Below are 12,117 nucleotides of genomic sequence, written 5' to 3'. Positions count from 1 at the left end.
AATTTTTTGAATCAAGATAAATTGTAAGAGATCATTTAAGATTTATCTATTTGACATTATCGCGATTGATGTTTGATATCATTCTCTTTTGGAAAAAATAGAGTAGGATTAAGAACGGTAAAAGACGATCGGGATAAACATTATTTGTTTGATTAATAAGATTAAAATTATGTCGGAAATAGCTGAAAGAACGATACAAAAATTTATAAATAATCCTGAAAATTTGACGGCTGAACTTTTGGAGGGCTATACGCTTGCCTATAAGGATCAAGTGAAAATGGGTGCTGAGAATATAGTTGTAAGAGTAAATGCTAAAGCCGAAGACAAGGTTGCTGTGATTTCGCTTGGCGGTTCAGGACATGAGCCTGCGATCAGCGGATTTGTTGGAGATGGAATGTTGGACGCGTCGGTTGTCGGAGATATTTTTGCGGCTCCGGGAGCGCCTAGAGTGTTGGAAGCTTTGAGAATGTTCAAACGCGATGCAGGGGTCTTATTGGTTGTGCTTAACCATGCAGGAGACGTTATGGCTGCTAATATGGCTGTTAAATTGGCCGAGCGCGAAGGAATCAAAGTGAAGACTTTGCTGACGCATGATGATATCAGCGCTGGCATAGACGCTGATAAGAAAGATCGAAGAGGATTGGGTGGCTGCGTGGCCGTGTTTAAAGCGGCTGGAGCCGCGGCGGAGCAAGGAAAGTCTTTGGATGAAGTTTATGAAGTTACAGAGAGTCTTAACAAGAATATCGCGACACTCGCTGTGGCTATGAAATCTTGTACTCACCCTCAAAATGGAGCAGTGATTGCGGAGCTTCCTGAAGGAATCATGGAAATTGGGATGGGACAGCACGGCGAAGGCGGTGGCGGAAGATTTGAAATGCTTTCTGCCGATGAGACAGCGACTCGAATGGCTAAGCTCTTGATTAAAAAGCTGAATATTTCTTCGGGAGATAAAGTATTTGCTTATATCAACGGAGTTGGAGCGACGACTTACATGGAATTAATGATTGTCTTTAGAAAGGTTCATCATGTGTTGGAAGAGCTGGGAGCTCAAGTTGTGGAAAGCAAAGTTTCAGAGATATTGACAGTGCAGGAGATGGCTGGTTTTCAGATGATTATGGGCAAAGTCGAAGACGAGCATGTTAAATTATTAAAGGATTGTTCTTCTAATGCTCCATATTGGACAGTGTTAGGAAAAAAATAAAACATCCCCCCATCAGTTAATCCCCTTGGAAGCTATGAAGAGTTTCCGGGGGTATACTTTAACAATGTACAGGCATGGAAAAATTATCAATAGATCAGTTTAAAAAGATGTTGGATAGAGCCTTTGAGAATATCAAAGCTCGCGAAGTGGAGTTTTCAGAATTGGATGCGATATGTGGAGATGGAGATCATGGCACTGCTATTGTCGCGGCATTCAATGCCTTGCATAAAGAGGCTGAAGATGGAAAAGAATTTAAAACCTTGTTGTCGGATATGGCCTTTAGAGCTATGACTGAGGCTTCAGGGTCTACCAGTACGCTCATTGGATCATTTTTCATGGGCATGTCGGATCAGGCAGAGGGTGATGCATTGAGCCCCAAACAAGTGGTTGGCATGTTTGAAGCGGGACTCAAAGGAGTGCAGGAGCAGACATCAGCCAAAGTAGGAGACAAAACGATGATGGATGCTTTAGTGCCGGCGGTGGAAGCGATGAAAATGGCTGACGCTTCTACGATTGAGTCTGTCTTCAAAGCGGCGGCTGAAGCTGCTGAAAATGGAGCAGAGCAAACCGCGAATCTCAAAGCGAATTTTGGACGCGCGAGAAATCTTGGTGAAAGGTCCATAGGACACAAGGATCCCGGAGCCACTTCTTGGGCTTGCATGATTGAATCTTTTAACCAATCACTGTTGGCGCAAGCGTAAAAATTTTTAAAAAATATCACAACACACAACAAACGAGTAAGAAAATGGCAGATGCAGAAGGTATAATTGAATCAAAAGAAAAAGATTTCGGAATTGGCGTTCCTGTCGAAACGGAAGGATTTTATTTAAAAGGCATGAGCCACATGGACTGGGGGATCAAAGACCGTTTGCGTCGTATGTTCAATCCTAAGTCTGGTAGAACGGTAATGCTTGCTTTTGACCATGGTTATATTATGGGACCTACATCAGGTTTGGAGCGACTTGATTTGAATATTGTGCCGTTGATTCCCTATGCGGATTCGTTGATGTGCACCAAAGCGGCTCTTCGAAATGTTGTGCCACCGACTTCTAACAAACCAATTTGCTTAAGGTCTTCCGCGGGAACTACAATCCTGAACGAGCTTAATGATGAAGTAGTGATTGATCCTGAAGAAGCAATTCGTGTAAACGCTTCTACGATGGCGGTGATGGTGTCTGTGGGAGGCCAGTATGAGGCTAAGACTATTGCTAATTTGGTCAAAACTGCTGATGCGGGCTACCGTTACGGCATTCCAACGATGGGAGTGACTGCTGTTGGCAAAGAGCTGGCGCGTGATGCTAGATATTTGTCTATGGCCTCAAGAGTTTGCGCTGAAAATGGGGCGACAATTGTCAAAACATATTATTGCAACGAACACTTTGAAAGAGTGGTGAATTCTTGTCCAGTGCCTATTGTTGTCGCTGGCGGTAAGAAACTAGCGGAATATGATGCGTTGACTTTATGTTATAAAGCTATCTCTGGTGGAGCCGCAGGATTGGATATGGGACGTAATGTGTTCCAGTCGGAGTCTCCTAAAGCGATGATTCAAGCAATAAATGGCGTAGTGCATGACAATCTGAATCCTGATGAAGCTTTCGAGCTTTATAATGATGTGAAAAGTGACTTGGAATTAAAGTAAAAGAGACGAGTATATATAGTTAGAAATTGTGTTCTGTTGGAATGTTATTAAGGATAATTATAGATAAAATATTTAAGTAGCCATGTTGATTACAAATAAATGGTTGTAGAATTTTTTTATTCTTTCTTAGGTATGGGTCTAAATTAGAAGGGTAATAAATTAATATAAAGCTGCTTATTATTTTAGAAAACAGTTCATTAGATAATAAAGAACAATAACTTCTGGCAGAGCGCAATTATTTGACAAGTTGATACGGCGCATATGCTATTTATGAAAATAGTTTCTCTTTCACCGAACGATACACTTATTAGTAGTGAAGATTTTATAAGAGACACTATCAAGATTGATTTTTTAGCAAATAGCCATGCAAAACTCATGGCAGTTAAATTTTGGAAGAGATGAAGCAGTTGAAATTTTTTGAAAATTCAAATGGCATATTAGTTAGTATAATATTGTTTTTAGCTTTGGTTGCATTCTCTGCTTTCGATAATAATAAAGTGTTGCCGTTATCTGTAATACAGATAGCGACCGACTCTTCCAAAGATATAGCCTATTTTGTCAATCAAACGGACAAATCCGTTCGCCAAGTGGATATGAAGGAATGGAAAGACCTAGGCGAATGGCGATTTGAAAACAAGCCTACGGGCATAGTGCTCAGTGAAGAATTTGCTTTTGTGACGAGCAGTTATGACAAAGGGCAAGTTGATATTTTTGATCTGAAAACGAGAGAGAAAATTAATACCATAGTGACAGGCATGGGAGCGACTTCTCCAGTGCTATCACCTGATGGAAAGAAATTGTATGTTTGCAACCAATTTACCAATGATGTTTCGATCATTGACCTCAAAAAGAATAAACAGGAAAGAATCAAAGTGCTCAGAGAGCCGTTTTCATCTGATGTGACTCCAGACGGCAGGTATTTATATGTAGCTAACTTTTTGCCCCATACACGCGCGGATATCGATGTGGTGACAGCTCATGTGAGTATAATTGATTTGAAACAAAAGAAAAAAATTAAAGATATTCCGCTTAGCAATGGCAGTAACGCCTTAAGATCTTTGCAAGTTACGCCTGATGGCAATTATGCGATGATTGTGCATAATCTGGGAAGACATCAAGTGCCCACTTCGCAATTGGAACAAGGGTGGATGAATACGAGTGCGTTAAGCGTCATTGATGTGAATAAACAAGAATTTGTAGCCTCTGTGCTTTTGGATCAACCAGAGTATGGAGCAGCTGGGTCTTGGGGATTGGATATCACAGAGAAGTATATTGCGGTAACGCATTCGGGGACGCATGATGTAAGTATTATTGACTATCCTCAATTCATAGATAAATTAAGAAACACAATAGGCAAAGAGTCTCTTTCTTATGATTTGAGATTCTTGAATGGTATCAGAGAGAGACGCAAGATTGAAGGGAATGGACCAAGGTTTGTTCAGATCTATGGCGACAAACTTCTGATACCTGCATATTTTTCGGACACCTTGAATATATTAAATATTGCAGATCATGATAAAGATGAAATAATCGCGTTGAATCCCCAGTTCACAGAATCTATAGAGCGTAAAGGAGAAAAACTATTCAATGATGCTCAGTTTTGCTTTCAAGGGTGGCAATCTTGCAACGGCTGTCACCCTGGCGAAGCGAGAACCGATGGATTGAATTGGGATTTGCTCAATGACGGCATAGGAAATCCTAAGAATGTAAAAAGCCTTTTGTATGCGCATAAGACTCCTCCATCCATGATCTCAGGCATCAGGGCGGATGCAGAAGTCGCTGTTCGAGCTGGTTTTAGGCATATACAGTTCACAACTGTAAGCGAAGAACAAGCTTCGGCAGTTGACGCTTATCTTATGAGCTTGGAAGCTTTGCCTAGTCCTTATTTGGTAGATGGTGAACTGAGCGAAAACGCGCTTAGAGGTAAGCAGATATTTAATGATGTAGGATGCAGCTGGTGTCATTCAGGAGAATATATGACAGATAATCAAATGCATGTGATTGGAGAAGTTGAGTTTGAGGAAGGATGGAATACTCCGACATTACGTGAAGTTTGGAGAACAGCGCCGTATTACCATGACGGTCGATATGCTACTGTCAAAGAGTTTATCGTAAATGAGCGTCACGGCATGATGAAGTCTGTTTCGGATAAGGAAATAGATATGCTGGTGGAATATGTTTTGAGTTTGTAAAGGGAATGGCCATGTATACGCAGAGTTTGGAAGTCAGGGAAATGAAAAGATATTTTGAGCATAAAACATTCGAGGAAGTGTCGGGAGATCCCGCAAGACTTCTAGAAACGTATATTTCGAATAATATCAACAGACTTAAAGGTTGTCTGGTCAGATTGAATATTCTATTTGACTGGAAAGCATTCGAGAACTACGAAATCGCTATGAATGAGATTAATAAGGTAGTGAACGCTTATTTTGAAGATCATGTTCCTGCGATATCATTGATCCCTCAGTCACCGGCTAAAGGCTCATTAATTCTTGAACTGGAGATTGCCGATAAGCCGGAACTTTTAAGGTTTGGGTGCTTGGAAGGAGTGCATTATGTATATTATTCTGATATTACGGCAAATTACCTTTATGTAGGAGGTGTAAGCGCGGATGATTTGGAAGCTAATGCCGCAATCCAATCTAAACAAGTGTTTTCTACTTTGCAAAATATTTTGGATTGGGAAGGCTTTGAATGGAGCGATGTTATTAGACAATGGAACTATATAGAGCGTATCACTGGCTTGGAAGAAGGAAGGCAAAGGTATCAGGCTTTTAACGATATTAGAGCCAAATATTATGATACGGCAAATTGGGATGATGGGTATCCGGCAGCTACAGGGATTGGAATGGATAAAGGAGGCGTTTTGGTGGACCTGATAGCAGTAAAAAAATTGTTGAATATAGAAAATAAAATGATTTACCCTATTCCAAATCCGCTTCAGGTAGATGCGCATCATTATTCCCAAAATGTTTTGTTGGGACGTTTGGACAAGGAGTTGGAGATCAAAAAAACACCAAAATTCGAACGAGCCAAAGCGTTGTATACTGAATCATCTCATGAGGTGTTTATTTCAGGAACAGCCGCGATTTTGGGCGAAAACACCGTTTCTTCCGACCAAGCGGATGAGCAAACTCTGACAACAGTTAAGAATATTGAAGCTTTGATAAGCATTGAAAATATTAAGAAAAAAGGAGTTCCGGCTTTGTTTACACCCGCATTGCAAAGCATTAGGATATACATTAAAAACAAGGAAGATTATGAATCCATATCCCGTGTGGTGAAGTACAAATATCCTTATCTGTTGCAAACGTATGTGATCGCTGATGTTTGTCGAGAGGAGCTCTTAGTGGAAATAGAGGGGATTGCTAGGTTATTGATGTGATTTTAAACTGGATATAAATATTGGACTATACGTAAAGTATAATTTTTTAACTGATGGAAAGAAGATCTGCGATTAAACAAGCTATGGCTGGAATAGCCGGCTTGGCGTTGGGAGCAACCGCTTGCGCTCCTGAAAATAAAAAAGATGATAAAAATATAAATGCACCTCAAGTTATGAAGTCTCTAAAAAAATATACCAATGATGATTTTTATGTAAATGGAAAGTTGTCAGGCGAAAAAACATTGAAGGCATATATGGATATGCTTGAATTTTATAATTATCCGGTAGATGACTTTTTAAGAAAAAATCTATTTATATCGGATTTTTCACATGGAGACTTTGTTAATGCCGGTATGGCGGGTGTATTTTGGCATAATTCGGATGTGTTCAAATACTTTGCGCATGAGATTTTCTTACTTCCGGGGCAGATGATCATTGAACATAAGCATGTGGAAACATCTTTTGCGGCTAAGATGGAAACTTGGCATGTCAGACATGGTTCAGTGTACTGTTTTGGCGAAGGCGAGGAAACTGCAGGTAATCCTTCCACACCTGAAAGCCAACAAGACTTCATTACGGTCAATAACGCAAAATTGATCAACCGTGGAGAACTGAATACACTTAACAGGCCTGAGGCGCCTCATTTTATGATGGCGGGTGAACATGGGGCGATAGTGTCGGAATATGCAAACTTTCATGACAATGATGGCTTGGTGTTTACGAATACAAATGCTGTATTTAATAATGTTATCTGATTATATTTTATTGTTTAGTTGATAAGGTTGATTACATCCCTGAAGTAATGATTATGGCTTGTTCGTTTTGGTGATACATAGTTTACAATTAAATCTGTTCAGTTACTTGGCAATAATTATTATAAGGGGATTTTTCGACTTTTTATTACAAATCTTTTAGACGTTTACACAGAAAAAATATATGACATGAAGCATTTATTGACATATTTTTTAGTTATGCTTCTCTTTTATTCTTGCTCTTCCAAGTCCACTGAATACTTGATTGCGGGCTCAGGATTTAAGAAAATAGTAAAAATAGATCGCAGTGGCAACATTCTTTGGTCTCATGGATTGGGGCATAAGCAAGAGTGCAATAGCGTCGCTTCGATAGGCGATGGAAAAGTGCTATACGCTTATAAGCAAGGAGCAAAAGTTATTAATTCAAATCATCAGACGCTTTGGGAGTATCAAGCGCCTGAGGGTTCTGAAGTGCAATCGGCAATAATGCTTGCAAATGGCAATTATTTGATCGGGCAATGCGGAAATCCTTCGATGATTTTTGAGTTTGACTCTGAAGGTAAAAAACTGCATGAAGTAAGCTTTGACTCAGGAATCAAAAAGGCTCATGCGCAGTTTAGAAGAGTTGAAAAAACAGCTCATGGTACCTATTTAGTCGGATTGCTTAAATCAAGAAGAGTTTTGGAAATAGATGAGCAAGGAAATATTATCAAGGATTTTAAAGTGGAAGCCAAGCCTTTTTCCGTAGAGCCTTTGAAAAATGGCAATTGGTTGGTGTCTGGCGGTGATTTGCATAATATTTTGGAAATTGATTCTCGTACAGGAGAGCCTGTATTGGAGATTAAAGACGGGGAACTTGATATTCCGCTTCGATTTGTCGCTCAGATCATCGAAAAGAAAAATGGAAATAAATTAATATGTAATTGGGGTGGACATGCAAAAGGTCAATCAAAAGTAGCTCAGTTATTGGAAATAAATCCTCAGCAGGAGATTGTTTGGTCATTTGCTGATAGTGTTGAGGTTGGAAATATTTCAGCAGTAGATATTGTAATGTGAATGCGTAGTTTGACTTCTGGTCCAGAGCTAAAGAGTTATTCTTTAGCTCTTTTTTTTGTTTCTCATCATAAAGTATAAGGGTAATGCTATTCTTGATCGATACTAATGTAGAGGATTTAGAAAATAGATAAGAACTAAAGATACATTTATGAGGACTGTTTTATTGACATTGTTATTTTGGGTGGGAGGCTATTTGTCTCTTTGGGCTCAACTATGGGTAAAGCATGAAGATGGCGAACCTGAAAATCACAGCTTTAATCTGAATCCGGGTGAAGTATTGAATATTGATGATTTGGATGTGGCTGATTGGAAGCAAATAGTATTTACCGCTCATCCTCAAGATCATATATTTAAAAAAAGACAAAAATCCCTGGCCGTTTGGGCTAAGGTGGAAGGTATTGATAGAAGTGAGAAAGTTCACTTGATCCATGCAGGACAACTCCAAGAAATAGAGGCATTCTATCCAAGAAGAAGAGGCGATAATTGGACATATTCATTTGACTTGAACACGCATATGCTCATGTCCAAAGGCAAAGGAGAGTTCAACCCACAGGAAAAAATAACTATTGGCAGCCATATCTTTGAGCAAGCGATGACGGCCTATGCGCCATCCAGTTTTATTTTGGATTCAAGAGGCAAATTTGAAAAAATTAGAATGACTGTTGCTGTTGAAGGCGACAAGCCTTTGCAGTTTAGCTTGTCGAAATATTCAGCTTCGTCCACATTGGAGAGAATAAGAGAAATATCCCCCGAGGCAGCTAGTATTTTGGAAATCCATGCTTATGATGATTGGCATGACATATATTTGTCTTCCAAAGCGTTTGAGAATGTATATCATAAGGTGTTGAAGCAATTAAGCGAGGTTGAAATATACCAATTCAATTCAGTGGAATGGGCCTCACTATCTTATGATAAAAAGTGGGAGGAACTACAAAGCCTGTTGGAGACAGTAATTATTGATCGAAAATTCAAGCGATTGACATTAGCATCCTTGAGAGAAAGCTTGGATGAAATGAAAAGATCATTTCCCAATCAGAATTGGACAGTGTCGGAAAAGCTGTACCAATCTATCGCTTTGGATTACGAAAGAGTGAAAAACGATTTTTACTCTCGAAAAGAGAACGCTAGAGTGAAAGTGTTGAAGATATTAAAAGATAAAAAGACAATTTTGCTTAGCAATCCTTTATTGAATACGGATTTTGTAGCTATCAAATCCCACCTGAAAGATACTTCAAGAATGGTAAGAGCCAATGCACTGGGCACGACTGCCAATAACTACACTGGCCATAATGCCATTGGAGGCGGGCATGGTGGTTTTATGCCTCATTGGTATGATTGTGAAGTTGTCAAATTTGACCAATTAGGCCTTCAAAATACGTATAGTACTTTGTACAAGCCTGATAAGAAGCAAATTATGGCTGACTTGGAGATGAACTGGGATGGCGATAGATTCTTATTCGCTACTTTGGGAGGAGAATTTGATCGTTATCGTGTATTTGAGGGCTATATGGATGGCAAGCCTTTGGTTATGCAGACTCCGGACGATCAATTTGATATAGATTATGCAGATCCCGCATATTTGCCCGATGGAAAAATAGTTGCCACAAGCAATATGCTTTTGCAAGCTGTGCCTTGCGTATCCGGGGTTTCTCCTACCAGCAACTTGGTGCAAGTTGATCCAGTGAGCAAAAAAGTCAGGGCTTTGAACTTTGGACAAGATAGCGATTGGTGCCCGATTACTATGCCCAATGGCCGATTGATGTATTTGCGTTGGGAATACAGCGACATGATGCATTACTTTACCCGTACTTTAATGCATATGAATCCGGATGGAACAGGTAAAAAAGAGCTTTATGGAAGCAATTCCTATTGGCCAAACAGTATATTTGACGCAAGACCCATATCAGAGCATTCGAGCGAATTTGTGGGAATTGTGACAGGACATCATGGCACGCCAAGATCCGGACATTTGGTGATATTCGATCCGGCAAAAGGCCGTCATGAAAATGAGGGAGTCGTTCAGGAAATTCCTTTTAGAGATCGTCATGTGGAGAATAAGATTTTGGATAGGTTGGTTGAAGGTGTTTGGCCGCAGTTTCTTAAACCTTATCCTCTTGATGAAAACTATTTTATAGTTACGTGCAAACCTACGGCAGATGCGCTTTGGGGATTATATCTTGTGGACAGGTTTGATAATATGACCTTGGTTTATGAAGAAGAAGGAGCGGGTTATATTGATATTCAGCCGGTAAGAAAGCAAAAAGTTCCCCCTGTGATTCCTGAAAAAGTCCAGTTGAAAGATAAGGAATCTACAGTGTATATTCAGGATATCTATCAAGGAAAAGGGCTTAAAGGCATTGATAGAGGTGAAGTGAAAGAATTGAGAATATTTGCCTACAAGTATCATTACAATGGAAATGATACGACGCTCAAGACGAATACGGGGGATTATGCCGCGCATGGAATCGAGTCTTCATGGGATGTGAAAAGGCTTCTGGGCAGAGTCCCTGTGGAAGAAGACGGATCCGCGATATTCAAGATTCCCGCTAACACGCCGGTTTCTTTGCAACCGCTTGACGAAGATGGACGAGCGATGCAGCTTATGAGAAGCTGGATTACAGGGATGCCCGGAGAAGTGGTGTCTTGTGTAGGTTGTCATGAAGACCAGAATACTATTCCGCCTCCCAAGCCTTCATTAGCTTCAAAGAAGAAACCTCATAGTATTCAGCCATATGCAGGTGGAGTTCGGCCTTATGGCTTTGAATTGGAAGTCCAGCCGATTTTGGACAAAAAGTGCGTGGCTTGCCACGATGGGAATAATGAATTACTGGATTTTGCATCTAAAGAAAAAGTTGGAAATAGAGAATTCCGCAAGAGCTATTTGAATCTGCACCCATTTGTCAGAAGGCCGGGGCCTGAATCTGAAGTTCATATTCTTAATCCAATGGAATATCACGCTTCGACGAGTGATTTGGTGAAAATGCTGGAAAAAGGCCATCATAACGTAAAGTTGGATACTGAAGAGTGGGAAAGATTAAACACTTGGATAGATCTTAATGTGCCTTTCCATGCCGAATGGCGAAATGTAACGAGTTATCGAGGAAAATATCAAGTGGAAAGACGCTCGGAACTCATGTCGCTTTATGCCAATATTGAAGATTCAAGCATGGAAGAATTAAGAAAGCGTCGTCAAGATGTGGAGTCGCAATATCCGATTATTCCATTTAAGCCTGAGCGAATTGCTCAAAAAGATTACAAAACAAAGCATTGGGGATTTGATGCAGAAGAAGCTATTCAAAAGCAAAAAAGGAATCAAGAAAATAAAAGAATCATTCGCTGGGGAGAAGGGCAAGAAATCGCATTAGTCAAAATACCATCAGGCACTTATTATCGCAATAGTGAAAATGGCCCCGAAAAGGTGAAGATTAAAAAGAGTTTTTGGATGTCTGAAAAAGAAATTACAAATGATCAGTACCGTTCAATATTTCCCGATCATGACAGCCGATATATTACAAAATATTATAAAGATCAAATCAGCCCGGGCGTGCCTGTAAATGAACCAAAACAGCCTGTTGTTAGAGTTAATTGGCATGAAGCTAATAAATTTTGCCAGGAAATCAGCAATAAAACAAATCATAAAGTTGTGTTGCCTAGCGAGCATCAATGGGAATGGGCCGCGCAAGCGGGGGGACCGTCTGATATGTGGTATGGCGATATAAAAGACGAATTTGAAACGAAAGAAAACTTGGCGGACAAGTCCCTTGAGAAGTTTGCTCGTCGAGAGTTCGATTACTATAACTTCTTGCCAAAGATTGCCAGTCAAAATGATGGCCATATGGTATCCGCTCCAGTAGGCAGCTATCAAGCTAATCCTTGGGGACTTTATGATATTCAAGGAAATGTCTCGGAATGGACTAGGGATGCGGATGTAACGGATCCAAGCAAGCGTATTGCTAAAGGAGGCTCATGGAGAGACCGCCCTGGCCAAGCTACAATAAGCGAACAAGAAATCTATAAAGCCTATCAAAAAGTCTATGATGTTGGCTTTAGGGTAATTATTGAAGAATAATATAGTTGTATAAAA

General features: G+C 40.1%; 8 protein-coding genes. All 8 read left to right on the top strand.

The annotated features are described in order from the left end of the window. Positions 1 to 169 precede the first annotated feature (169 nt). The gene (locus AABK36_RS24650; RefSeq protein ID WP_309942869.1) at positions 170 to 1,201 is read left to right on the top strand and encodes a dihydroxyacetone kinase subunit DhaK; all 1,032 of its coding nucleotides are present in this window, start codon (positions 170 to 172) and stop codon (positions 1,199 to 1,201) included. Positions 1,202 to 1,275: 74 nt separating this feature from the next. After that, positions 1,276 to 1,902: a dihydroxyacetone kinase subunit DhaL gene (gene dhaL / locus AABK36_RS24645; protein ID WP_309942871.1), complete on the top strand. Its 627-nt coding sequence runs from the start codon at positions 1,276 to 1,278 to the stop codon at positions 1,900 to 1,902. Between the two features lie 44 nt (positions 1,903 to 1,946). Beyond that, positions 1,947 to 2,840, top strand: a complete 894-nt coding sequence (gene lsrF / locus AABK36_RS24640) for a 3-hydroxy-5-phosphonooxypentane-2,4-dione thiolase (protein ID WP_309942873.1) — start codon at positions 1,947 to 1,949, stop codon at positions 2,838 to 2,840. A 398-nt stretch (positions 2,841 to 3,238) separates the two neighbouring features. Beyond that, positions 3,239 to 5,032 (top strand): c-type cytochrome, encoded by a 1,794-nt coding sequence (locus AABK36_RS24635; protein ID WP_309942876.1) that lies wholly within the window; start codon positions 3,239 to 3,241, stop codon positions 5,030 to 5,032. 11 nt (positions 5,033 to 5,043) lie between these two features. After that, entirely contained in the window at positions 5,044 to 6,225 is a 1,182-nt protein-coding gene (locus AABK36_RS24630; RefSeq protein WP_309942878.1) for a chorismate transformation FkbO/Hyg5 family protein, read from the top strand. 53 nt (positions 6,226 to 6,278) lie between these two features. After that, a complete protein-coding gene (locus AABK36_RS24625; RefSeq protein WP_309942881.1) occupies positions 6,279 to 6,980 on the top strand; it encodes a cupin domain-containing protein in 702 nt (233 codons plus the stop codon). Between the two features lie 186 nt (positions 6,981 to 7,166). Then, on the top strand, positions 7,167 to 8,033 hold the full coding sequence (locus AABK36_RS24620) for a beta-propeller domain-containing protein (protein WP_309942882.1): 867 nt from the start codon (positions 7,167 to 7,169) through the stop codon (positions 8,031 to 8,033). Between the two features lie 148 nt (positions 8,034 to 8,181). Then, positions 8,182 to 12,102: an HzsA-related protein gene (locus AABK36_RS24615; protein ID WP_309942884.1), complete on the top strand. Its 3,921-nt coding sequence runs from the start codon at positions 8,182 to 8,184 to the stop codon at positions 12,100 to 12,102. The last annotated feature ends 15 nt before the right edge of the window (positions 12,103 to 12,117 follow it).

This window comes from Aureibacter tunicatorum (assembly GCF_036492635.1).
Lineage (GTDB): Bacteria > Bacteroidota > Bacteroidia > Cytophagales > Cyclobacteriaceae > Aureibacter > Aureibacter tunicatorum.
The sequence above is the reverse complement of the archived record's forward strand: the minus strand, read 5'-3'. Positions and strand labels throughout refer to the sequence as shown.